Annotated in this window: 23 protein-coding genes and 1 pseudogene; 2 read left to right on the top strand and 22 right to left on the bottom strand. The window is 49.2% G+C overall.

Features of this window, described 5'->3' with window-relative positions:
- Positions 1-386 precede the first annotated feature (386 nt).
- From ABLT31_RS15015 to ABLT31_RS14950, 14 genes are all read right to left on the bottom strand, one after another.
- A complete protein-coding gene (locus ABLT31_RS15015) occupies positions 387-1274 on the bottom strand; it encodes a fumarylacetoacetate hydrolase family protein (protein ID WP_367752908.1) in 888 nt (295 codons plus the stop codon).
- A gap of 70 nt (positions 1275-1344) precedes the next feature.
- Entirely contained in the window at positions 1345-2811 is a 1467-nt protein-coding gene (gene gucD, locus ABLT31_RS15010) for an alpha-ketoglutaric semialdehyde dehydrogenase GucD (RefSeq protein ID WP_367752906.1), read from the bottom strand.
- A 70-nt stretch (positions 2812-2881) separates the two neighbouring features.
- Positions 2882-3646 carry an SDR family NAD(P)-dependent oxidoreductase gene (locus ABLT31_RS15005; RefSeq protein ID WP_367752904.1) on the bottom strand — a complete coding sequence of 255 codons (765 nt, stop codon included), beginning with the start codon at positions 3644-3646 and terminating at the stop codon, positions 2882-2884.
- A 19-nt stretch (positions 3647-3665) separates the two neighbouring features.
- The gene (locus ABLT31_RS15000) at positions 3666-4568 is read right to left on the bottom strand and encodes a fumarylacetoacetate hydrolase family protein (protein ID WP_367752902.1); all 903 of its coding nucleotides are present in this window, start codon (positions 4566-4568) and stop codon (positions 3666-3668) included.
- A gap of 123 nt (positions 4569-4691) precedes the next feature.
- Positions 4692-5459, bottom strand: coding sequence for an IclR family transcriptional regulator (locus ABLT31_RS14995; protein WP_367752900.1), 768 nt, complete (start codon positions 5457-5459; stop codon positions 4692-4694).
- Positions 5460-5549: 90 nt separating this feature from the next.
- Positions 5550-6503 (bottom strand): U32 family peptidase, encoded by a 954-nt coding sequence (locus tag ABLT31_RS14990; protein ID WP_367752898.1) that lies wholly within the window; start codon positions 6501-6503, stop codon positions 5550-5552.
- Between the two features lie 14 nt (positions 6504-6517).
- Entirely contained in the window at positions 6518-8713 is a 2196-nt protein-coding gene (locus ABLT31_RS14985; protein WP_367752969.1) for a dihydroxy-acid dehydratase domain-containing protein, read from the bottom strand.
- Between the two features lie 25 nt (positions 8714-8738).
- Positions 8739-9887: a galactonate dehydratase gene (gene dgoD, locus ABLT31_RS14980; protein WP_367752896.1), complete on the bottom strand. Its 1149-nt coding sequence runs from the start codon at positions 9885-9887 to the stop codon at positions 8739-8741.
- Between the two features lie 3 nt (positions 9888-9890).
- Entirely contained in the window at positions 9891-11156 is a 1266-nt protein-coding gene (locus ABLT31_RS14975) for a nickel pincer cofactor-dependent isomerase, group 22 (RefSeq protein WP_367752894.1), read from the bottom strand.
- Between the two features lie 60 nt (positions 11157-11216).
- The gene (locus ABLT31_RS14970) at positions 11217-12293 is read right to left on the bottom strand and encodes a TRAP transporter substrate-binding protein (RefSeq protein WP_367752892.1); all 1077 of its coding nucleotides are present in this window, start codon (positions 12291-12293) and stop codon (positions 11217-11219) included.
- 21 nt (positions 12294-12314) lie between these two features.
- Positions 12315-13343 (bottom strand): C-terminal binding protein, encoded by a 1029-nt coding sequence (locus ABLT31_RS14965; RefSeq protein WP_367752890.1) that lies wholly within the window; start codon positions 13341-13343, stop codon positions 12315-12317.
- A 19-nt stretch (positions 13344-13362) separates the two neighbouring features.
- On the bottom strand, positions 13363-14640 hold the full coding sequence (locus ABLT31_RS14960) for a TRAP transporter large permease (RefSeq protein ID WP_367752888.1): 1278 nt from the start codon (positions 14638-14640) through the stop codon (positions 13363-13365).
- Positions 14640-15209 (bottom strand): TRAP transporter small permease, encoded by a 570-nt coding sequence (locus ABLT31_RS14955; protein ID WP_462976495.1) that lies wholly within the window; start codon positions 15207-15209, stop codon positions 14640-14642. Before ABLT31_RS14955 ends, ABLT31_RS14960 begins: the two co-directional genes overlap by 1 nt.
- Positions 15210-15272: 63 nt before the next feature.
- Entirely contained in the window at positions 15273-16334 is a 1062-nt protein-coding gene (locus ABLT31_RS14950; protein WP_367752886.1) for a TRAP transporter substrate-binding protein, read from the bottom strand.
- A gap of 340 nt (positions 16335-16674) precedes the next feature.
- Between ABLT31_RS14950 and ABLT31_RS14945 the strand changes: the two genes are divergently transcribed.
- A complete protein-coding gene (locus ABLT31_RS14945) occupies positions 16675-17925 on the top strand; it encodes an MFS transporter (protein WP_367752884.1) in 1251 nt (416 codons plus the stop codon).
- Between the two features lie 422 nt (positions 17926-18347).
- Here the strand turns inward: ABLT31_RS14945 and ABLT31_RS14940 are convergent, their stop codons facing one another.
- From ABLT31_RS14940 to ABLT31_RS14930, 3 genes are read right to left on the bottom strand one after another with little or no spacing between them, the layout of a single operon-like run.
- The gene (locus ABLT31_RS14940) at positions 18348-18695 is read right to left on the bottom strand and encodes a YrdB family protein (protein ID WP_367752882.1); all 348 of its coding nucleotides are present in this window, start codon (positions 18693-18695) and stop codon (positions 18348-18350) included.
- A gap of 35 nt (positions 18696-18730) precedes the next feature.
- Entirely contained in the window at positions 18731-19309 is a 579-nt protein-coding gene (locus ABLT31_RS14935) for a TetR-like C-terminal domain-containing protein (RefSeq protein ID WP_367752880.1), read from the bottom strand.
- Position 19310: 1 nt separating this feature from the next.
- The gene (locus ABLT31_RS14930) at positions 19311-20042 is read right to left on the bottom strand and encodes an MBL fold metallo-hydrolase (RefSeq protein ID WP_367752878.1); all 732 of its coding nucleotides are present in this window, start codon (positions 20040-20042) and stop codon (positions 19311-19313) included.
- Between the two features lie 306 nt (positions 20043-20348).
- Between ABLT31_RS14930 and ABLT31_RS14925 the strand changes: the two genes are divergently transcribed.
- Positions 20349-21038, top strand: a complete 690-nt coding sequence (locus tag ABLT31_RS14925; RefSeq protein ID WP_367752876.1) for a hypothetical protein — start codon at positions 20349-20351, stop codon at positions 21036-21038.
- 93 nt (positions 21039-21131) lie between these two features.
- Here the strand turns inward: ABLT31_RS14925 and ABLT31_RS14920 are convergent, their stop codons facing one another.
- From ABLT31_RS14920 to ABLT31_RS14900, 5 genes and pseudogenes are all read right to left on the bottom strand, one after another.
- A complete protein-coding gene (locus tag ABLT31_RS14920) occupies positions 21132-22148 on the bottom strand; it encodes a 4-hydroxythreonine-4-phosphate dehydrogenase PdxA (RefSeq protein WP_367752874.1) in 1017 nt (338 codons plus the stop codon).
- Positions 22149-22221: 73 nt separating this feature from the next.
- Positions 22222-22472 (bottom strand): annotated as a pseudogene (locus ABLT31_RS14915) (NAD(P)-dependent oxidoreductase).
- The gene (locus ABLT31_RS39005; RefSeq protein ID WP_462976494.1) at positions 22415-22672 is read right to left on the bottom strand and encodes an aldehyde dehydrogenase family protein; all 258 of its coding nucleotides are present in this window, start codon (positions 22670-22672) and stop codon (positions 22415-22417) included. Before ABLT31_RS39005 ends, ABLT31_RS14915 begins: the two are co-directional and overlap by 58 nt.
- A complete protein-coding gene (locus ABLT31_RS14905) occupies positions 22657-23463 on the bottom strand; it encodes an enoyl-CoA hydratase (RefSeq protein WP_462976493.1) in 807 nt (268 codons plus the stop codon). Before ABLT31_RS14905 ends, ABLT31_RS39005 begins: the two co-directional genes overlap by 16 nt.
- A gap of 22 nt (positions 23464-23485) precedes the next feature.
- Positions 23486-24670, bottom strand: a complete 1185-nt coding sequence (locus ABLT31_RS14900) for a CaiB/BaiF CoA transferase family protein (protein ID WP_367752872.1) — start codon at positions 24668-24670, stop codon at positions 23486-23488.
- Between the last annotated feature and the right edge of the window lie 14 nt (positions 24671-24684).

Raw genomic sequence — 24684 nt, 5'->3', positions numbered from 1 at the left:
AGCAGGATTAAGCGGACATAGAATTCGCTATTCTCACGAAAAACACTAAATCAGAGCTTTAACGGACATTGAGTTTGTTATTTACTCAAAAACGGGGAAAGAGAGCAGGATTTTAACAAAATAACGGAACCTATGTCCTCTCCACTTTCTATACCTTCCGATTTTTACCCATTTAACGAATCGAATGTCCGCAATTTAACAGAGCCTTAAAAAATGACGACCTTTTGATGAAAATAAGCGGAAAATATCCGGTTATTTCTCTGAACCCTTAAAAAACATCGTGTTCTTTAAGGCGTAACCGGAAAAAGTCCGCTTATTTTTTATGTTTTTGGTCTAAATCGTTGAATAGTCGGAAAATCCCCCGTTATCATCAAACCCGAGTCAACCTACTTTTTCAACACATTGGTCAGGCGGCCCAGCTTTTCAATCTCAATCGTGACCTCATCACCATCCTTCAGCCATACGCGCTTTTCTTCCGGATACCCGACGATAACCCCTTCCGGCGTTCCGGTCAAAATAATATCTCCCGGGGATAGCGTCATATGCTGGGATATGTAGCTAATGATTTCATCGCAATGGAAAATCATATCATCCGTGTTGGACTCTTGGCGAATTTCGCCGTTGACGATCGAGCGGATTTGCAAATCATTCGGATTTCCGACTTCATCCGCAGACACTAAGTATGGACCGATCGGGCTGAATCCGTCACAGGTTTTTCCGAGCAGCCATTGGGAGCTCCTGAACTGCAGATCGCGCGCGGAGAGATCATTCGCGTTGCAATAGCCATAAACATAGCTCAGGGCATCCTCTTTTTTCACATCCTGGGCGGTCTTGCCCATCACGATGACCAGCTCCGCTTCATAATCCACTTGGGAGGATTTCTCCGGCAGCTTCACCTCCCGGCCATGGGCGGCCAGCGCATTGCTGAACTTGCTGAACAGCAAAGGCTCCTTCGGATAAGACATGCCGCACTCGTCCGCATGCTTTTTATAGTTGAGTCCGACACAAATAATCTTGGACGGTTCAGGAACGCATGGCCCATAGGAAAGTGATTCTTCCTCCAAAAATAAGGAATCCTCGGCATAAGCGCGGTCCGCCAATTTCGCCAATAGAACTTTTCCCTCATCTCCGCGGGAAATCAGCTCCGCTGTGGTCACCGGCGCATCCTTAAAGTCCGCAAACTTCGAAACCGCTGCCGCGACATCCAAAATCCCCTTGTCGGTCTTGACGCCAAGACTGAATCCTCCATCTTTCTGAAACGTAACTGTAATCATATTTACCCCTCCTCTTGATATGCTGGAGGGAACCCTCAGCCTCGGTCCCTCCGGATGAAACTCCAAACGATTATGATTTGACAAACACGGTTTTTACCGCTGTAAAGAATTCTATGGCTGCCTGTCCCTGCTCGCGGGAATGAGAGCTGGACTGCTTCATGCCTCCGAATGGAGCCTGAAGCTCCACCCCTGCGCTTTCTGCATTAATGCGGACCAGACCGGCATCCATGTCATTAATGAAGGAAAGCATGTTCCCGATATTTTGGGTAAAGATCGATGCGCTCAATCCGAACTTCACATCGTTGGCGACATGCAGAGCTTCTTCAAACGTATCCACCTTGATCAGCGCCAGGACCGGCCCGAAAATTTCTTCTTGGGCTATCGTCGAATCTACACTTACGTTTTCAAATACGGTCGGTTCAACATAGAAGCCATCGGCACATTCACCCTCTGCCACTCGGTTGCCCCCAATTAATAGAGTCGCTCCCTCTGACTTTCCTTTTTCAATATAGGAAAGAACGGTATTCAGCTGGCTTTCGCTGGCGCAAGGTCCCATCCAAGTATCCGACTTCAAGCCGTTGCCCACTTTAATTTGCTGCACTTTAGCCAGAAGCTTTTCTTTAAAGGCCTCGTAAACTTCACTCACCACGATCGCGCGGCTGGTCGCCGTGCACTTTTGGCCTGTGGACTTGAACGCTCCGTTTACCGTTTGCTCCACGGCCAGATCCAGGTCGGCATCCGCGGCTACGATGACCGGGTTTTTCCCGCCCATTTCCAGCTGATATTTCGCGCCTCGAGCCAATGCCCCTTGCCCGACAAGCTTACCCACGGTATCCGAACCGGTAAATGTAAGACCCGCAATATCCGGATGATCAATCATTCCCTGACCAATCACCGAACCGGCACCGGTTACCATGTTGAGGACTCCGGCAGGAAGGCCCGCCGCAACAAAAGCTTCCATGACCTTCGCGGCCGTCACCGCGGTTTCTTGAGCCGGTTTAAATACGACGGTGTTGCCATATACAAGGGCCGGTGCGATTTTCCAAATCGGAATCGCGACCGGGAAGTTCCAGGGGGTAATGACTCCGACAACGCCCAGCGGAACGCGGCTGGTAAACATCAGCGCTTCGCTATCTGTCGAAGGGATCACATCCCCGATTTTGCGCATGCCTTCACCCGCATAATAGCGAAGAATGGCTACCCCGCGGGCAGTTTCTCCTTTGGCTTCAGGCAAAGTTTTGCCCATTTCCCTGGTCATCGTTTCTGCGATCTCATCCAAGCGCTTTTCCAATTCATCCGCTGCTTTATGCAGATACTGTCCTCGAACCGAACCCGCGAGTTTTTTCCATTCCGCTTGAGCCTTTTTAGCCGAAGCCACGGCAAGCTCTAAATCTTCGTTGGTCGATTTTTGAACGTAACCCACGATTTCCTTTTTGTTGGCCGGGTTCACGCTAGGATCGACTTGGTTGGCTGAAGAATGAACCCATTCTCCATTTACATAGTTTTGATAGGTTTTCGTCTCGGTTTGAACTGTCATTTTCTCTGTCCACCCTTTCGTGCTTACTATATTATAAAACATCGTTTCATTCCTTGAATATTAAAAAATTTTATCGAGCGGTTAACCCCCCATCGGCTACCATGTTGCTTCCGGTAATGAAGGAGGCTTCATCGCTGGCCAGGAAGCAGGCCAGGTTGGCAATTTCCTCCGGTGTGCCCATGCGGCCGATCGGCTGGCGCTGCTGCATCTGGATTCTCGTTTTTTGCGGATCGGGCTGGTCAGCCAGGATTTTGGCTATCCATGGCGATTCAACCGTACCGGGGGCAATCGAATTAACGCGAATGCCTTGTTCTGCAAAATCCGAAGCCACCGACTTCGTCAAACCCACAATAGCTGCCTTGGAGGAGCAATACCCGGCTCGGTTCAGGACACCAACCATTCCTGCGACAGAGGAGATATTGATGATACTGCCACGGATCTCCTTTTCGAGCATATGCTTTACCGCGTACTTGCAGCCGAAAAACGTTCCTTTCGCATTCACGTTCATCATTAGATCCCAATCGGCTTCGCTTTGCTCCAATACCGTCCCCGCCTTGCCAACTCCTGCATTATTCACCATTATATCAATTCTTCCGTATTTTCCGACAACAAATTTTAGCGTATCGCGAACTTGCTCTTCCTTCGTCACATCCAGCAGGTAAAACGCCGCGGTTCCCCCTCGGGACTGAATTTCTTCAGCCACGCGGCTTCCGCCTTCCTTATCCAGGTCACATACGGCTACCGCAGCCCCTTCCCCGCTCAGCTTTTTGGCAATGGCTTCTCCTATTCCGGAGGCTGCTCCCGTCACTATCGCAATTTTTCCGGCAAGCTTCATTCCTTGCTTCCCCCCATCTTTATTGAGCAGTCACCGATTTTGCCGCTTGGCTCTTTACTGGGTTGTTCAGGACGCCAATCCCGGAAATCTCGATTTCCACGCGGTCCCCATCTTCTAGCGAGAATTCGTTTGGAGGAACGATGCAAGTTCCGGTGAGAAGAACGGTTCCGTCAAACAAATCATTGTCACGAATCAGGAAAGATACCAGTTCATCAAACTTTCTCTTCAGCTGCCCCGTACTCGCGGAACCTTTTACAGCCAGCTCTTCATTTCGATAGATTCGGCAAGTGATTTGGAAGGTATAGGGATCCTCCACCGTTTCCGCCAAGCGGATCGCGGGTCCGATGGAGCAGGAATTCTTCCACATTTTAGCTTGCGGCAAATACAAGGGGTTCTCGCCCTCGATGTCACGGCAGCTCATGTCATTTCCGATGGTGTAGCCTACAATCTTTCCGCTCGCGCTAAGGATCAATCCCAATTCAGGTTCTGGAATCTGCCATGTGGAATCGCTGCGCAGGTAGACATCCTGATTGGGTCCAACGGTACGCGCCGCAGTCGATTTAAAGAAAATTTCAGGCCGGTCGGCATCATACACCTTATCGTAGAACGTCGTGGCATCCAGCTTCCCCCCGGTTGCCTCATAATTGCGGGCATCACGGCTTTTTTCGTATGTAACGCCGGAAGCCCATACTTCGGGTGCTATAATCGGAACGACGAGGTTCAAGTCCGATACGTTTCTATCGATGGGGTTCGTCGATGCGATAATCCCTTCTACAAGGGCTAGCGGAGTGGTCCCCTGCTCTTCTGCCACGTTGACCAATTCCATAAAATCTTGCTGTGGCAAAGCATACACCTTTTCTTCATCGGTTAAAGCAGCAAGGGTAGAAACGGACTGTTCATTCACAAAACGAATAATTCTCATGGGTGTAGACCTCCAATATAATTTTATATTATAAAACAACGTTCTAATCATGCTATATGTTTAAAGGACTAGGGCCATGAAGTGACTTTGTAGGTACCCCCTAACCCTAGACCCTTTCTTCCATTACAAGCTAACCATTCCATAGCCCATTTCTGCGGACATATCTTTCGCCGCTTTCTTGAGCATGCTGACATATTCCTGAAGCTTTTCATCATTGACTCGGGAGATCAAGGTCGACATACTGATGGCAGCTGCCGGCTGACCCTTATGATCAAAGATGGGAACGGCCACGCAGCGAACTCCGGGCTCATTCTCCTCCATATCCACGGCATGCCCCGCCTTTCGAACATTGACCAGTTCATTCAAGAACTCTTGTTCCGAGCTGATCGTTCGGTCTGTATGGGATACATAGACGTAATTCTTCAGGATTCTTTGGACTTCATCCTCCCTGGAAAAAGCGACGAGCGCCTTGCCGACGGCACTGCTATGCACGGGAATTCTTCTTCCGATCCGGGAATAAAGAATGACGGCTTGAGGTCCCTCCACTTTATCGATATACACGCCTTCTTTTCCATCCAAGAGGACGAGATGCGTGGTTTGGCCGGTTTTAGTAGATAAATCCAATAGGTATTTTTTGGCAATATGGCGGATATCCAATCCCTGAAGGACAAAATTCCCTCGTTCAAACAGCTTCATCCCCAGCTTGTATTTTCCGTTTTCAGCGTTCTGATCAATATACCCGTGCACCTGAAGCGTCTTCAGCAGAGAATGAACGGTGCTCTTATGCAATCCCATGCGTTCGCTGATATCTGTAATTTTCAATTCTGTTTCATGCTCGTCAAACAAATCCAATATTTTTAAAGCACGCTCCACAGCCTGTATAATTGGCATCTTACCCACCCTTTGTTAGTAATGCGCTTACGTTGATTCTATCATAGGGAGAAAGCTGCTTCTAGTACGAAAGTACTTCTGCTCGAGGCTTTACGGCTGCTCCGCATAGCTCTTTTTCGGAACAGGTACCGCTAAGCCAGCCGCGCCTTTCTCCGAAGTTCTTAGATGAGGAGCATAGCGCTTAATCATATCCAGCCCGATTCGAGCCCGGCGAACTCGCTCTTTGCTCAAAGCAATCGATGTGTTTTCCAGATGAGTTCCCGACGGATAGATGTTAGGAGAATTGCGCAAGCCAAATTTGATATAGACCGGAGCGGCCACCCGGATAATCTCGGGAATATCATAGTGGCGAATAAAACCGCCCACATCATCGGGAGCTTCCACGTAGATGTCAATCGGAATGTCTACCGCTTGCCGTATGGCAGCGAGTCGGGATAAAGTCAGATCGGTAGGAACATTGTACGTTCCCGCACCCAGGTCTTCGATGATCTTGATGGAAACGGGATTGGCATGGGCCATCTGGACCGAAATCTTCACGACTAAATCCTCAGGAAGCTCGCCTTGCTTTTTGAATTCATTGACCAGCCATAACAGTCCCTCATCGGATACCAATACGCTGCGGATGCCTTTGTCGCAAGCCCGCTTGATATCTTCAATGGAATAAACCAATTGATCCATTCCCTGGACACGAAGGCCTTGGATTTTTCCCGCACTGGCCCACTGCATCGGGGTGATATCCCAGCTTCCCCGCGGTCCGACAAACAGGCTGACTTCCAGATTTTCGCGCTTTCCGATTTCGGCCATTTGCTCCAATTCCTCATCGGTCATGAGCATAATTCCGCTTCCCTGTGAGATGCGGTGAATATCCACCCCATATTCCTTGCAGGCTTCTACAACCGCTTCAAATGTGGCTGGCCCTTCCACGCTGGGGATTTCCACTCGGTATTGCGCGCCATCCGGAAAGGTTTTGGTTGAACTCGGCAGCTCATGGCCATCCTTGCTCGGGAAACCTAGCTTCTCGATCATACGTCTTGTTTCTTCCATTCTTGAACCCCTCCCTATTCCTCTATGGTCTGCTTCTCTGAAAGTGTTACGTCTGTCTTGTAACCCAGTTCCGCCTCTTCGTAGACCGAAATGGGCACGACTCCGTTGGCCGCATCGGTATGGGCCACCATCCGATTGCTTGCCGCCACTTGGCGCTGGCGCTTGCGGATGCGCGCCAATCTGGACCCCGCCAGCTCCTGGCGTTCTGCCACTACATGATCAAACTTGTATTCGATGGTACCAAAGCGGAAAGCCATTTCATTCAAGTATTGCACTTGACGCTCCCGCAGGTTCAGATAAAGCAAATCCCCTGTTTGCAGGTAAAGGATTCCGCCGCCCTGCACCGCCTCTGGTGTCATATGGCCGATCGCGGCTCCATAGGTGACCCCGGAATAGCGGCCGTCGCTGATTAAGGTGGCGAGTCGCTTCAGCTTATGATTGGCGTTAATGTGCTGCATCGGGGTGAACATCTCCGGCATGCCGAAGGCTAAAGGCCCTTGTCCGGAAACGACCACAGCCAGCTTCAGCGATCCGTTTTCTGCCATGTTGTCAAAAAGACTATCGTAATCCAGCTCTTTACATTCCTCATAACGGGCAGGTTCATTATTTTTGAGCACAGCTAATAGATTATCAAGGCTAAACTCTCGATTTTCCTTGATTTTTTTCAATAACTCCGGATCGAGCAATCCGCGGTTGGCCGCATCCTCATTCTCGTAGTAGAGAACAAAGGCCGCCTTCTTATCGAATTGATCCAGCTGATCGGTTGTCATGCCGCTGATCTTCACGACCGCGGTTTCGAAGAAATTGCCGGCAAGCACGTCGACTCCGCTGAATGGGCGGCGCGGCTTGGATAGGATGATCGGGTTTTCCTGCACATGGTCTGCCGAAAGGCTATCCAATCGGCTTAAGCGTTCGCGCCAGGTTTTGCCTGCGACGGTCGGAGACTCCACATCCATCGGTACGCCATTCTGGATCAGTTCATAGATGACGCTTTCCATCCCCCTGCTCTTCCCGCTGCAGCATTGCATCGCAAGAGCAAAGATATCTCTTCCCTGCGTCAGGCTGTAGTCGAACAAGTCAGGAATCGGAACTTCATGATGGATTCGATCATATTCGGCTAAGCTGAAGGTATAGCCTCCATATAGCATCGCTGCCACCACATGCATCATCAGGTTGGTGGAGCCTCCGGTCGCACTGTGGATGCGAATGGCATTGCGAATATTTGCCGCCATCACATTGGCTGCCCCATAAACCGGGTTATTGATCATGACGGTCAAGCTGTCGATCGCTTCGTTGATCTGGTGTTGTTCAGGCGGTGCAGTCAGCAGTTCCAGCGCGGGGTGAACCAAGCCCAGACCGGCCACCAGGTGGCGCGAGCTGTTTCCTGTCCCGTTAAAGGCACAGACGCCGCCTTTTCCGTCGCAGGTCGCAACCGCCAATCGCTTTTCATAATCCTTGTGCTGCTCCTTGCTGATGAGTCCGCGATGGCGTGCTCTCTCCAGCACCCCTTGAAAAGCGGTATTCGACGAGCACTGAAGAATATAGGCCATCGCGTCCCGCAAATCATAGGCGAGATCTTCATCCCCATTGCGATTCCATTTTTCAGCCAATGCTCCCAGTTCGGCATATAAGTCGGGAGGAATAGTGCCGCCCTGAAGCACATGCGCCGGTGCAAAGGTGGCAAAGAAAGGAGCTTCTCCTCTCTCCCGGCGGAGCCGGTCAAGGTGCGCTACAGCACTGACCACTCCTAAAGGCTGCTTATCGCACCCTTGAATGACAAAGGCACCATGGTAGGCATGGGATTCCACCTGATTAATGACCATTTGTGCTACAGCGTTGCGACTCTGAAGGGAATAGCTCATTCCCATGGTGTTTTGGGCCGTCCCGTCGCACATCACCGGGGTAGAAAAGAAGAAGGGAACTCCTCCATTCTGCCAAATCCGGATGGCTGCGCGGGCTGAAGTCAAGTAATCCATCACATGGGCAGGATGGTCAGCCGAACCGCCGATGATGGCAATCCGGGGGGCATTCGACTCCAGTCGGTCATAGACCGCATCAAGACTCCAGTCCGGAGCCGGTCCGTCGTAGGAAGAACCGAGAATGAGCTTCGACCGATCAAGAAATCCTGCCACGCAAATCGGCTCATTCGCTTTCCCCTGGACATTAAAATCATACGGGTTTATCGTATTCATCAATGGAAATTGCGGCATGAAATGTCCTCTCCTCTGTCTCACATTACCATTCGGCTACGGCTCCGTCCTCGTGCCTCCAAATGGGGTTTTTCCAATCGTGTCCGATCTCCGCTAGCTGCTTTACCTTTTCTTCATCGATTTCAATACCCAATCCTGGCTTATTAGGGATCTCCACAAAACCATTCACATATTTGAACACGGTCGGATCGACAAGGTAATCCAGCAAGTCATTGCCTTGATTATAATGGATGCCCAAGCTCTGCTCCTGGATGAAAGCATTATGCGTACACGCATCCATCTGCAGGCAGGAAGCTAAAGCGATGGGTCCAAGCGGACAGTGAGGAGCAACCGCTACATCAAAGGCCTCGGCCATGGCTGCAATTTTCTTTACTTCCAAAATCCCGCCAGCATGGGATAAATCCGGCTGGATGATGTCGACGTAACCGTCCATTAGGAGCTGCTTGAAGCCCCATCTAGTATATTGCCTTTCTCCTGTGGCAATCGGGGTCGTTGTGTGTTGGGCGATTTCCCGAAGAGCTTCATTGTTTTCCGGCAATACAGGCTCTTCAATGAACATGGGACGGTACGGCTCCAGCTCCTTAACAAGAATTTTGGCCATGGCTTTATGTACCCTGCCGTGAAAATCGATCCCGATTCCCACAACTTTTCCTACCGCTTCCCTCACGGCAGCGATTCTGGATACAGCCGCTTCTACCTTGGAAAACGTATCAATATAGTTCATTTCCTCTGTACCATTCATCTTGAGAGCGGTAAACCCGGCATCCGTCTTTTCTTTCGCTGCAGCCGCGACATCGTGCGGTCGATCACCGCCGATCCAGGAGTAGATGCGGATCTTATCCCTTACAGCCCCGCCAAGCATCTGATACACGGGAACATTAAAATATTTTCCTTTAATATCCCACAGCGCCTGTTCAATCCCGGATATCGCGCTCATCAGGATCGAACCCCCGCGATAGAAGCCTCCCCGGTAAAGAACCTGCCAATGATCTTCAATGTTGAGCGGATCCTTTCCTATTAAATAGTCGCGAAGTTCGTTCACACACGCTTCGACGGTGTTCGCTCTGCCTTCCACAATCGGTTCTCCCCAGCCCGACACGCCTTGATCCGTTTCGATTTTTAGGAAAAGCCAGCGTGGAGGTACCTTATATAGTTTCAATTCGGTTATTTTCACAAGTCATCCCTCTTTTTGGCTATTTAAGCGAATGGGCTCGGGGCTGCTCAATACTTCGATGTCCTGGTGCTCCATTGCCTCTGGAAGCAAGCTCTCCGAAATCCAGATTTCCTTCAAATGCAGGGTATTTTCGATGCGTACTACCCTTGCCTGATTCATGTCAAAGGCATTGCACGTTTTAATCGCTGCTTTCACAGCCAATTCTTCTGAATCTAGAGCCATAGGCATCTTGACTACACCGACCACCGTACTGGTCAAAGCGTTGGCATACCCTTTTTCCTTGATCGTTTCATTCAATACTTTACTCGTCGTGATATCCGCGAGACCAATTCCATTGGCGTTGCCATGGGTTCTTTCGGTTAATCCCAGCACCACGATGCGTGCGACCTGCGGTCCTCCGCTGGCATAAGGCGTAGCATAACGCCCCGTGATATTGGGGTCCATGCCGTCGCCGGAAATATCCTTCCCGATTTCATCCACAATCAGCACATCGATCGGATCGAACAGTATACGCGGCATTAAGGCTTTCGCTTCAAGCAACAGCTGCGGCTCTTCTTCTTCCAGTCTCTCGGCGGGAACGGCCACTATTTTAGCCGGACGGTCATACGCGTTCTCTATGCTCCCCAGACCAAAGATGATGGGGACTTTGGCCAGCGTGATTTTGGCCATTTCCGGAACATGCTCCGCCATGTATTTGAAACTGTAAGCATGAGCCGCTTCGGCTCCTTTTTGCTTGCCTAATCCAATCGTAATCATTTTCAGCAATCCGCTCTCTACCGGTCCCCGGAAGGCCGTATGAGGCTTGATTCTGTTGATCACGATCACCTTATCTGCTTCATAAGCATGCTTATCCGTATAGACAGGGAGTCCATTCGGCAATTTCCCCACTTCCACGACATCCATGCTGGATAGGATAGGGGCTTCTACGAATGCCTCGGTTACCCCCAGCTGGGCGAGTACATCTTTTTGCCCTTCAGCCGTGGCCCCTCCATGGCTTCCCATAGCAGGTACGATAAACGGCTCTCCCCCCACGGATTTTACGGCTCTCACCGTTTCCCGCGTAAGCAGCTGGATATCGGCTACTCCCCGGCTTCCGACTGCAATCGCCACCCGGTCCCCTTTTGCGATTCTGGAGAGGACGTCTGTCTCCCTCATCGCGTCATGAACGGCTTGCGCGACATCCTCGATCTCAGGGGCATGAAAGTTCTGCCGGATAGGTACCATTCTGGGAAGCGGGATCTCGCGAAGCAACTCATCAATAATGGTCATATTTTAGGTCCTCCGTCGACAAATATCGGGTGGTGGCAGGCACCACCCATTTAGGCACCGCTATTTTCTGGCGCTTTCAATTTCAGCGTAAAGCTGTTTTACTAGGTCTTCCCCGATTTCTACGGCGAATTTATCAATGACCGGCTTGATGATTTCGTTCATTTTTGCTTTTTCTTCAGCCGTTACTTCATTTACTTGCATTCCTGCTGCTTTCAGACGCTCTAGGGCCTCTCCATTTACGCTGCGGTTCAATTCGCGCTGGTATTTCCCTGCTTCAATGGCGGAATCCTTCAAGATGGCTTTTTCTTCATCAGACAGCTGATCCCAAAACTTCTTGCTCACCAAGAAAACAAACGGCGTGTAGACGTGCTGGGTCATGCTCAAATACGGCTGAACCTCGAAGAACTTGTTGGATTCGATGGTTGCCAGCGGGTTTTCTTGCCCATCAACTGTCTTGCTCTCTAAAGCCGTAAACACTTCGGAGAAAGCCATGGGCGTCGGGTTAGCCCCTAACTTTGCGAAGGCTTCCAAGTGAACCTCGTTTTGCATTGTGCGGATCTTTAATCCTTGGAAATCTTCCGCTTTCTCAACCGGACGCTTACTGTTGGTCAAATTACGGAATCCGTTTTCCCAATAGGTTAAACCGATTAAACCGTGTTCAGGAAGCTTATCCAGGAGCTGCTGACCCACCGGTCCGTCCAATACCTTATCCGCTTCTTCACCAGTATTGAAAAGGAAAGGGAAGTCGTAAATGGCATATTCCTTGACCGTTCCAACCAGAGGAGAAGTGGACGGAATTGTAATTTCCTGCAATCCACCCTTCAAGGCTTCGGTCATCTTTTGGTCGTCACCCAGCTGGGCAGCATAGAAGTTCTGGACCTTGATTTTGCCGCCGCTCTTCTCGGCAACCAATTCAGCGAACTTTTTCAAGCCTTGCCCTTGCGGATGGTCTTCATTTAACCCAATGCCGGCTTTGATCGTGCGTTCCTTAATATTGCTATCGGCTGCTTGCTCTTTGGGAGCCTCAGGCTGTGCTGTTGATGGGGCTGCTTGGTTGCCGCCCCCGCCGCATGCGCTTAATACCAGCATCGAAGAGACCACAATACCTGCTGATAATCGGTTAACCCACTTCTTCATAAATCTCATTCCCCCTATTATCTATTTAACAAGCGGAGCGTATCGCTCCTCAGGCTGACATGGCTTAAGTTCAACCTGTTCTTTCACTTGCTTGTTAACCAAATATTTCGGATATTCCCGATGCAAAAGAACATCCACAACACCCATGGCAGCCTTCGAACGCATTTCCTCCGCCGCTTCCTCCGAATACCACGCCACATGCGGGGTCAAAATCACATTATCCATCGATAGCAGCGGATGATCCTCGGATATCGGTTCCACCTCAACCACATCCAATGCAGCACCAGCAATCTGCTTTTCCATTAGGGCTTCAACCAGCGCTTGCTCATCAATCACAGGTCCGCGTGACGTATTAACAATGATAGCTTCCTTCTTCATTAGACTGAACTGCTCGCGGCTGATCATTCCCTTTGTGGATGGAAGAAGCGGTGCGTGTACCGAAATAAAATCGGATTGCTGGCATAGCTCCTCCAGCGAAACCAGCGTAACCCCTTTGGCTTTCGCTGCCTCCACCGGAAAATACGGATCGTGTGCAATGACTTGGATTCCTAAGGGTTTCACCTTTTCGGCCAAAGATTGGGGAATCATGCCGAATCCTATCAGTCCTAGAACTCTCCCCCTCAGTCGGTTAATCGGCTGAGTAACCTTATAATCCCATCGTTTGTTTTTCACATGATGGTTGGCGACCACGACCTTGCGCGTCCAGCTTAACAGAAGGGCTAATGCATGATCGGCTACTTCATCTTTGCAATAATCCGGGACATTGGCCACACAGATCCCTTTTTCCGTTGCGGCTTCTAAATCGACCGTGTTGACCCCTACCCCGTAACGGGTGATGACCTTGCACTTCTCTAGCGCATCAATCACTTTCCTGCTGATCGGTGCGTATTGATTAATGATGGCATCCGCATCTCTGCAAGCTTCTATCATATCTTCTTCCGTGCGGCATTGAGCCGGAACGAGCTCGATAGACGGATGATCCAAAACCTGCTCCTCAAATCGCAAATCATCATATTCCCAATCACTTACGACAACCTTAAACTTGTTCACTCCTTAAAACCTCCTTATGCTACGTCAGCCACCCAAGCGGTACGAGAACCAGCTGCGGGAACAGAACCAAGAGGATGAGGACGATAACATGAACCAAGAGAAACGGCCAGATGCCCTTCATAATATCTTCCATCCCAATTTTTCCGACGCCGCAGGCCACATTCAACACGGTTCCGACCGGTGGAGTCAACAGCCCGATACAGTTATTCAAGACGAAAATAATACCGAAATAGACCGGATCAATCCCCGCCTTGATGACAATAGGCATCAATACGGGTGTAAGGATTAAAATCGTGGGAGTCAGATCCATAGCCGTTCCGATCAGGAGTACGAGAAGCATGATCGCCAGAAGCAGCACGAGCTGATTCTCCATGAGGGGAGCTAGCACTTCGGTTAGCACGCTTGGAATATTCGCAACGGTAATCAGCCAAGCCGAGACCATGGCTGCTGCCGCCAAAAACATCACGACACTGGTCGTTTTGGCTGAAGCCACCAAGATATGAAACAATTCCTTCATCTTTAATTCGCGATAGATGACCGCTCCAACCAAAAGGGCGTAGAAAGCGGCTACAACCGCTGCTTCCGTCGGCGTGAACACGCCTCCGCGCAGACCCCCGACGATGATGACGGGAAGAAGCAAAGCCCAGATGGCGTTTTTAATAGCAATGAATCTCTCTTTTAATGATTTCTTCGGGAAAACTTCCACCTGATCGCGACGAGCCACAAACCACCAAGCAAGAGCCAAACCGGCGCCCATCATAATCCCGGGAACAATCCCGGCCATGAAAAGCTTGGTAATCGATACGCCGCTGGTGACTCCAAAGATAATTAACGGAATACTAGGAGGAATGACAGGGGCAATAATTCCGCCGGCTGCAATCAAACCGGTGGAGCGATTGCGGTTATATCCGGCCTTTACCATCATGGGAATCAAAATAGCCCCTAAGGCCGCCGTATCGGCAACCGCTGACCCGGACAAGCCGGCAAACAGGATCGCAGCGATGATCGCTACGTACCCTAAACCGCCGCGGATATGTCCGACCAGGGATAACGCGAGGTCGATAATCCGTTTGGAGATCCCTCCGGCGTTCATCAGCTCCCCGGCAAGGATGAAGAACGGAATGGCCATCAGCGGAAAGTTGTCCGCTCCACTGATCAGATTTTGGGCAATGATTTGACTATCAAACATATCCATGTAGGCCATCAAGGCCACACCGCTCAATAACAGGGAAAATGCGATCGGGATCCCTAGTGCCATAGAACCTATTAATGATCCGACAAAAACAACGAGCGTCATTATTTTCCTCCTCCCACTGGCGGTATTGGGTTTAGGTTAGTTGAATGATGTGAGGGTGGAATAATTTCTTCAGATTCTGTGATCTGTGCCAGCTGGTCAATTGCACTCGGATTCTTAATCACGGTGATGATGTTAATAATGAGGATAAGTGCCATGCAAACGCTCATGAAGACACCGATACCATAGACGAAAGAAAGCGGGAGACCTGTTGCCGGCGCGGAACTGTTCATGTTGAGAAGCGTCATTTTCCAGCTGCCGTCCAAGATAAGGTAAAGAAGATACAGAACAAACATATTGCTAATGACATAGACGACTCGCTTCATTGAAGCGGGAAGCTTTTTGACTACCATGTCGACACCGAGATGCTGATTGTCTTTGAGCGCCCCGATTGCCCCGAGGAAAACCATATATACAAACAGGTACCTTGACATTTCCTCAGACCATGTGATTCCGGAGTTAAAAGCGTAGCGCAATACCACATTGCCGAATACGAGAATCGCCATGGAGGCCAGCGAAAAGCCCATCGCAATATTTAGCAGGTTAATCAGAATTCTAGAAATAGCTTTCAATCGTTTCCCTCCTTGCTTTGTTCGGGTTAGGGGACCGTTTGGTCCCCACTGCCCTACACTCTATTACTTTGCTTCTGCTTTAATCTTTTCTACCATTTCTTTAGCCCAAGGATACTTCGCGAAGATCTCATCATATAGCGGTTGAGCTTTCGCTTCCATGGCCTCTGTAAACTGTGCATCAGGAGTCGTAAACTTGATTCCATTTTCTTCGAGGAACTTCTTGTCCGCTTCATAGCTTTGCTTCATCAATTCAAATTCGTGAGCTGCGGATTCCTTTGCTGCCTCTTCAATCGCTTTCTGCTGTTCAGGCGTCAAGCTGTTGAAGAATTTGCTATTGATGATATAGACGTTTGGACTGAACATATGCTTGGATTCCAGCACATCCGATTGAACCTCATGCCAACCGGAAGCTTTCAGCGTGGCAATCGGGTTATCCTGCCCATCTACTACTTTCTGTTCGAGGGCCGTAAACACTTCCGAAATCGGCATTGGCGTAACATTGGCGCCTAGCAATTCTCCCAATTTAATATAGTTAGGGATATTCGGCATCCTTAGGCGAAGTCCCTTAAACTCATCTGGGCTAGCAATCGTCTTGTTGCTGGAGAACATTCTGAATCCGTTTGCACTCCATGCCAAAGGTTTGACTCCATGCTTGCTTTCTAAATCTGCCGTAAGCTCTTCCCCGATCGGCCCATTCAAAACCTTCTGAACATGCTCGTAATCCTTAAACAGGAAGGGCCATTCAGGTACGGCCATTTTCTCGATATCAGCCTGCATGATCAGCCCAGGAACTCCCATTTCAATCGTTCCATTGCGGACACCGTCATAAAACTCCTTTTCAGCACCGAGCTTGCTGTTATCAAAAATCTCAACCTTAAGGGTACCTCCGGATTTCTCTTCAACCAATGGCTTAAACTTTTCACGCAAGGCCACGTTTTGCGGATGATCCGTAGCGAAATAGTTGGCAACCTTAATCGTATGGGTCTTCGCTTCTGCTGCAGGCTTTTCGCCTTCTGATGCTCCTCCGGCTGTCGGCTTCTCACTGCTGCTTCCGCACCCGCTTAAAAGTAGAGAAGCTGCTAGAACCACACTTGAAAATAACGCCATTCCTTTTATCTTTTTCATCGTGACCCTCCCATTGTTTTTATATAGAAAGTTAAATCTAGTAAAATTTAACTAACTAATTGCCAGTGTTTTTGTTCTATAATATAAAACCGAGTTTTGAAACTTTCTCAAAAAAAATATAAGTTGTCTCTGCTAGGTATGTATAAATCCGCACCTCAACTTCCATTTGTTTTATAATGTAAAACTTGGTTTTATATATTTTTATCATAAATCTATAATATGGCAGTTAGTAAGCGTTGTCAATACATAAGATTCAAAAAATTATCAATCGCACCTCATTAGGTGCCTATCACTTGTCGAAGATACTTGTTTGAAAGCATCCTGTGTCCTAAACGTCCAATTGAAAAATGCTGCAACCAAGTTTACGGTATCGGATTTATTCCGTCATCAGGTGATACGGACCATCCTGCTCTCTGTTTTCCTGCTGCAGATTGGAATATGGGTGAGAAACTATTCTATTCTGCTATATGTCATGGAAAAGACAAATGAGGATCCTGTTGCGGTTTCCCTCATTTCGGTGGCGGAATTTGCTCCCATCTTTTTGTTTTCGTTTATCGGAGGGACGTTCGCGGATCGCTGGAGACCCAAGCGAACGATGATTTGGTGTGATTTGCTTAGTGCGCTCTCGATTTTCATTGTATTATTAACCCTGATGTTTGGAAGTTGGAAAGCCATTTTCTTTGCTACGCTGGTTTCTTCGGTTTTATCGCAGTTTTCTCAGCCTAGCGGCATGAAGCTATTCAAGCTTCACGTAGCGGAAGAACTGGTCCAGATGGGCATGTCCATGTATCAGACCATCTTTGCCGTATTCATGATATTAGGACCGATTATTGGGACTTTTATTTACCAGCATTATGGGATTAATATGGCTATCGCGATCATGGGGATTGCTTTTCTACTATCGGCAGCTGTCCTTTTCTTACTTCCCCCTGATCGTACTCCAGAGGAACAGGACAAAAAAACAACGCTTTGGCAAGAAATGAAAGAAGGTTTCCATTATGTTCTGAATAACCGTTCTTTAACCTTGTTAGGCGGTGTCTTCACTGCGGCTGGATTCGCGCTAGGACTCACGCAGCCTTTAGCCGTCTTCCTCATTACGGAAAGACTTGGATTGCCGAAGGAGCATCTTCAGTGGCTAATGGCCGCCTTTGGATCAGCTACAATCTTAGGAGGAGGGCTGATCATGGGGTTGGCCAAAAAGACTTCTCCCCAATTGCTTCTGGTTATTGGGATGGCCGTGAATGTCTGCGGTTTTTTGATCATGGGGCTCTCTACTCAATTTTGGTTAACGCTGAGCGCTCAATTTCTTTGTGGACTCGTCATGCCCTGCATTCACATTGGCATTAACACGATGATCCTGCAAAATAGCGAATCGGCCTTCATTGGACGTGTAAATGGGATTTTAACCCCCCTATTCATGGGTGGCATGGTGTTGACCATGAGCGTTGCGGGATGGCTAAAGGATGCGTTTTCCCTTGTTGCGATGTACGGGGCATCGTCCGTGCTTTTCGCGATTGGAATCCTATTCATGCTGCCGCTATTGAAGGGATCCGTATCAACAACGAACCAGGAGATAAGAAACATAAATTGAGGAGGAGCTTTATATGCTCCTCCCTCCTCTCTATCAAGCTATAAATTTTCGCAGAAAGCTAAATTGAATAGGTGGAAAAAGTAGTAATCCGGAGGTTTAGGTGGAGGATCGAGTCTCTCGATGAACTATAGGTTGAATTTTCAGGGGTCTGGATGATAACGGGAGTTTTTCCGACTATTCGTCCGTTTAGACTGAAAAAGTGAAAAATAAGCGGAGTTTTTCCGGCTAAACCTCAAAAATCATGATTTTCTTCCGTGTTTTAGAGAAATAACCGGAATTTCTCCGCTTATTTTAGCTGAAAAGTCCCCAACTTTTAAATAGTCGGACTTTCTCCTGTTATCTGAAACCTGCTTTCTACAATATTCATCTCAAAAGAACTATTAATCGACAGTCTCGGATCTCCATTTAAATCCCTTCGCTTATCATTGCTCCCATATGAACATCAGGGCACGGTTGATCACCACGGCCAGCCCGTAGGTCCAGGCCAGGTCAGGCTTCCTGACGGCGTACAGCGCAAAGGCGGGTAACCCGAAGACGACAAGCTCCAGGAGCAGGTGCAAGGATTTGGACAACTTTACCGATGCGCCGGGGGCACCGAACGTACCCCAAACGACCGCAATCAGTAGCGGAGCCCCAATGCCCATTGCCAGCTTCATGATCGTTCCCTTTCCCGTCTGGGAACCCCAGTAACCCAGCGCAGCCAGGGCGCACAGTTCCAAAAGGAACCGCAAAGCTATGTTGGCGGATTTAATCAGCAACCAAAAATCCATGATTTCTCTCCTTCCCCTTTGACGGGATTTCGAATTCAGTTTGGCAGCTGCTTCATCGCGTGAATGCCGGCAAGAAAGGTATCGATCATGAGACGGAGGCTAACATCCACGTCAAGCGGGATTCCGAATCCCCCGCTCTGCTCGAGCGAAGCGAATCCGTGCAGAATACTGCGCAGTCCTCGGACGGCATGAAGGGTGGCTTCGTTTCCCAGACCGTAAGCATTCAGCACGCGAACAGCAAGATCCACGATTTCACTCCCCGCCCGCTGAATGTCCGGATCCAGCGGATCAGGCGCGCGAAGGGTGGCTTCATACAAGCCGGGGTGGGCACGGGCAAAGGCCACATAGGCTATCCCCAGTGCACGCACCGCATCATCTCCGGACCGTCCGACAGCCGCTCGAGTCAAGGTGCTGTGAATCTGCTCAAGCCCATGTATGGCCAGCTTTTTTCGCAGGCCGTTCAATCCATGCACATGGTTGTATAATGAAGGGGGACGAATTTCAAGTTTTTTGGCCAATAAGGCCAAAGTCACTTCATCAAGGCCATGGGCATCAGCCATTTCTGTGGCGACTTGTAAGATGGTCGGCAAATCCAGGCCGATTCTTGGCGACATGTTAGACCCTCCTTAGCTGCTGGGTGCGATTAAGATTCTGTTCAGCTTCCCTAATGGCGAGATCGATGGAAGCCCCCGGCTGATTCAGCATACGTCCGTGCCCCACGGCAAGCAGGGATGGACAATACCCCCGCAGCTTATGTGCACTCTCAAGTGCAGTCTGCTTATTCCAAGTGGCCATGGCCGGGAATGGAAACCACGGACGAAGTTGTCCTGATACCGCAATACCGCCCCTTGTCTGAAAAGCGTCACCGGCAATTAAAGCGTTGTTGCGCATATCAAGAAATGCCATCGAACCGGGAGTATGCCCAGGTGCATCCACAGCAAGCAGCGAACCGATCCGATCCCCATCATGGAGCAAAACGTCGGCTCGAGTCTTTAGTTTTTTGGGCACTCCGCCGCGTATCGGGGAATTCGGTTCGTCAGGATCAAGCGTGCGGTCTCCCGCCAACAGCCGGGCATCCCGGCTGGAAATATGAACGGGGACATTCGGAAGCACTTCTTTAAGCATGTCAAGTGCACCTACATGATCTTCGTGCGCATGAGTCAGAAAGATACGTGTAATCGGTTTGCCTATTTTGCTGGCAGCCTGCAGAATTCCCTTTGAGCTGTAGGGCAGTGCAGCGTCAATTAAAGTCAACTCGTCGTCTTCCTCCACCAAATAACAATTGACGGGAAAAAAGCGCGGCAAGAACGTCAATTGGAAAATTGTCTTTTCGCGAATGATTCGCATGTGAACATCCCCTCTCACGAGCATAACTAATAGTATTAGTTTTAGCAAGCATAATTTTCCATTTCTTGATTAATGAGAAAAGATCGACATATCAAACAAGAAAGATTGGATAAAATCCAACCATGATCATGTGTGATAGATCCGAAATTTCCCATGTTCCCCCGACTGTAAACTATAATTTCCTTTTAAAGAAATGACAAATAAAGATTGTTACATCATTGTGTCATAACAATACAAAGGATGTTCAAGACGAATATTTTTTTGCATAATTAAGGAGGAAGAAGGATCTGGAAAGGTCGTGTGCTGATGATAACAACATTCTATCCTTCCAGTACCTTAATAGGATGGACAGGAACTTTTCTGTTTTTGTATTATGTATGGATTTTTGGATTTCAATCGAATGAAACCTGGCTATTATGGGGGGCTAACCTCTTTCAATTAATAGCATCCATCTTTGTGACCTTCATGTTGTATCGCATGATTCCTAGATGGAAGAATCATAATCGGCTATTTTTTCTTTATATTTTAGTAGGCACTTTTTGTTTTACCATCGCTCAAATCATCTGGTGTTTTTATGAGCTGGTGTTAAAACAAGAAGCCCCGTTTCCAAGCTGGGCCGATTTCGCTTGGATTTGTCAATTTTTATGCTACCTTATAGCGATTGGGACTCAAGTACAACGGGATCTATCCAAATACTATTCTCTTCGATTGCTATTTGATAGTTTGCTTTTGACGACAGTTATTGGTGCCTGGACATGGGAGTTGATGGTGAAATCTCAATGGTTCAGCGCACCTTGGCTTGAAATCGCGGTTGGAACCGCTTATCCGCTGATGAATTTAGCCATGCTATTAGGTATGATCGCTCTTTATGTTCACTCTCGCAATAGTTTTTCACAACGGGTATTTCGGATCCTATTTTTAGGCATTTTCATCTCGATTGTGGCTAATGTAGAATACATATATTTGGTATACAACAACTCCGCTTTTCCTATGTAGAGGAAAAGAAAATGGGCTCTGCAGCCCATTTTCTTCTCATCCTATCATTTCTTCCTCGGGTGACTGGCTTCCTGCGCTACCACACCCCTTACATTAATTAGCGGCAACTTCTTTCTTCCCGTTCACCAGTCGGACAGCCGTCTTCATGGCTGCAATTTGGGCACCGGGATCAGCCATGCCTTGCCCGGCAATATCAAATGCTGTCCCATGGGCTGGTGTCGTAAGGACGACAGGCAATCCTCCGCTTATGGTGACTCCGCGGGTAAAGCCAAGCAGCTTCATGCCGGTCTGAGCCTGATCATGGTACATTCCAACAAGACAATCGAAAGGTTCTTTATCTAAGCGCCGAAATATGGTGTCCGCAGGGAACGGACCGCTGACATGAACTCCTTTTTGCTGGGCTTCCTTCACCGCAGGAACGATCTCTTCAATTTCCTCCATCCCCATCAGACCTCCATCGCCGGCATGGGGATTAAGGGCCGCAACAACGATTCTGGGATTCTCATATCCGGCACTGGTTAATGTATCCTGTGCAAATTGAATGATTTCCACGACCCTTTGCTTTGTCACTAACTGGCTTACTTCTTTAAGAGGGATATGGGATGTCACGCGAGTCACCCAAAGATTATCCATGAGATTGATTTCACCAAACACATCCTTGCAGTCTAATAAGTCTGCGAAGAAGTGAATCTCATCTTCAAAGTGATATCCTCCCCGATGCAAAGCCTCTTTATTTAAAGGGGCATAAACGATCCCATCGATTTGGTTCGCTTTCGCTAGTCCCATGGCGTATTCCAGCGTTTCCCCGGTAACGCGCCCGGATTCAACCGAAAGGGTTCCCAGCTGTATTTGGCTAGGATCTAAGTTTTTCAAATCTATCATCCAGATCGCATCTTTATCACGCTCCACTTCCTTTATCGACTCCACCTTCTGATAGGAAAGCTTCAGACCCGTGATTTCTTCGCCTTGCTTGCACACTCTTTCATCTCCAATCAGCACCCACGTTGCTAACTGTCGAACTTCATCCAATTGAAAAGCCTTGATTACGAGCTCTGAGCCAATCCCTGTCGCTTCCCCAAACAACAATGCCATTACCGGTTTTTCACTCATTTCTTCGCCTCCTTTAATCTATTTTCCTGCGCTGCCAAGAGTTCAAAAGAAGAGCCGTAATGCTCTTCTTCTGCTAACTATGATTTAACAAGCGGTGAGTATCGTTCTTCCGAACGATTCTGCTCCCATTGCCTCTTTTCTTGCACTTGCTTATAATTTTTCCCTCTATGAGGGCCTCACACAACGCTTGTTCATCAATGACAGGACCCCGTGATGTATTGATGACAATGCTTCTTTCTTCATTAGCTGGAATTGATCACGGCCAATCATCCCTTGGGTGGAGGGGAGCAGCTGAGCATGGACAGAAATAAAATCAGCCTGCATGCATAGCTCCTCGAGAGAGACCAGGGCATGATCAGATCCAGGTCCGGAGCATACTTATGTACGACATTGGGCGAATTGTTGCCGAGCTCCAGTATCACTTTCCGAATCCCCGTCGCACTTTTGATATGTCGCCCAACCCCTGGGCTGCCGGTGAATGTAAACATCGCAATGCGATCATCCTCGTCTACTCCCCCCGCCAAATCGCCGGGCGCTTCTCGAGATGAGCCTGAACGCCCTCCGCAAAATCCCTGCTCCCATATACTTTGGCCACGACCTCATCAAAGCCTTGCTCCTTCATGGCTTTTTGGCCTGGCAATTGGAGAAGTCTCAACGCTTCTTTGGTGGCTTGAATAGTAAGAGGAGCTTTTTCGCCGATCTGTTCAGCGATCTCCATGACTTTAGGAAAAAATTCACTTTCATCAAAAATCCCTGTCAAAAATCCAAGGCTCATGGCTTCCTCCGCCGTGATTAATCGAGAGGTAAAAAGTAATTCTTTGGTCCGCATCGCCCCCAATTCCTGTACGAGCCTGTTATAATTGTTCAGGCTCAAGCAATTTCCGAGCGTCCGGGCCATGGGCGCCCCGAACTTTGCCTTAGGAGTCGCATAGCGCAAATCGCAATTCGTAGTGATCATCATCCCTCCTCCTACGGCATAGCCGTGGACGGCCGCGATCGTCGGCTTGGGGAAATCAATCAGCTTTTGGGTAATCCGATCAATCCGATGCTCATATTGGACCCCGTCGCTTCCCGTAAAACCGACGAATTGACTGATATCGGTACCGGCAGCGAGCGCTTTGTCCCCGTCCCCGCGGATGACCAGCACCCGAACTTGGGGATCATCGGCCAGTTCAGCCAAGTGCTGCTCAAACTGCTCATACATCTCCCAGGTAATGGCGTTCAGCGCACTCGGACGGGAAAGCGCAAGCAGGGCGACGGCACCTCTCCTCTCCAGTTTCACGCAGCCTGGGTCACGCGGTTTCATCTCTGGCATTTTCATCTTCCTCCTTCATTCATTAGATCGCTTTTTTATCTTTCAGGTTCTGAATTTCCTCTTCTGAATACCCTAAACGCTGCAGCAGCATGGCTGTATGCTCTCCGAGCAAAGGTGCAGGCGTTTCAACCGCGCCGGGGGTTTTGGAAAGCTTCACCGGAATTCCCGGCATCATGAAGCTGCCTGCAACCGGATGCTCCTGCTGCACAATCATCTCCCGCGCGATAACCTGAGGATGGTTGACAACCTGCCCTACATCATTTATCGGACCTGAAGGAATGCCCGCTTCTTCGAAAATGCGGAGCCAGTCATCGACCTTCCTGGTTTTCAGGATGTCGCTCATCAGGGTCTCCAGCGCGGCCCAATTGCTCGTCCTCGCTTCATTCGTAGCGAACCGCTCATCGGAACCCAAGTCCTCTCGGTTCACCGAAAGACACCATTTTCTCCATAGCTGATCATTTCCCGCCGCCACCACAATGTATCCATCCTGGGCTTGGAAGGCGGCAAAAGGCGAAATGGAGGGGTGGCGGTTGCCGGTTGCTTTGGGAGATTCCCCGGAAGCGGCGTAGCGGGCGATCGCATTTTCCAGGATCGCCACTTGACAGTCCAGCATCGCCACATCCACCTTTTGTCCCTCGCCTGTCTGGCTCCGGTGATGAAGAGCGGATAAAATGCCGATGGCCGTAAACATTCCCGCCGTAATATCGCCCACAGATGCCCCTACTCTTGTTGGAGCTCCTCCCGGCTCTCCGGTTAAGCTCATAATGCCCCCCATCCCTTGCACAATCAGGTCATAAGCGGCCTTCTGGCTGTAAGGTCCCGTATGCCCGAAGCCGGAACTGGCAGCGTAAATAATCCTTGGATTGATCGGCTCCAAATCCTCATATCCCAGACCCAGCTTTTCCATCGTTCCGGGACGATAGTTTTCAATGACGACATCGGCATCCTTTACCAGCTTAAGAAAGATCTCTTTTCCTTCTTCCGTTTTCAGGTTTAGCGTTACGCTTTGCTTATTTCGGTTGATGCTCATGAAGTAAGCGCTCTCACCATTGACGAAAGGACCATAGCCTCTTGCATCATCTCCCCCAAAAGGAGTTTCGATTTTAATGACCTCCGCTCCTAAGTCAGCCAATAGCATCGATGCATATGGACCGGCCAGCACCCTTGTCAGATCAAGCACACGAACTCCCTGCAACGCCTTTGCCATGCGGCACTCCCCCT

The organism is Ammoniphilus soli (genome assembly GCF_040813775.1).
The sequence above is the reverse complement of the archived record's forward strand: the minus strand, read 5'-3'. Positions and strand labels throughout refer to the sequence as shown.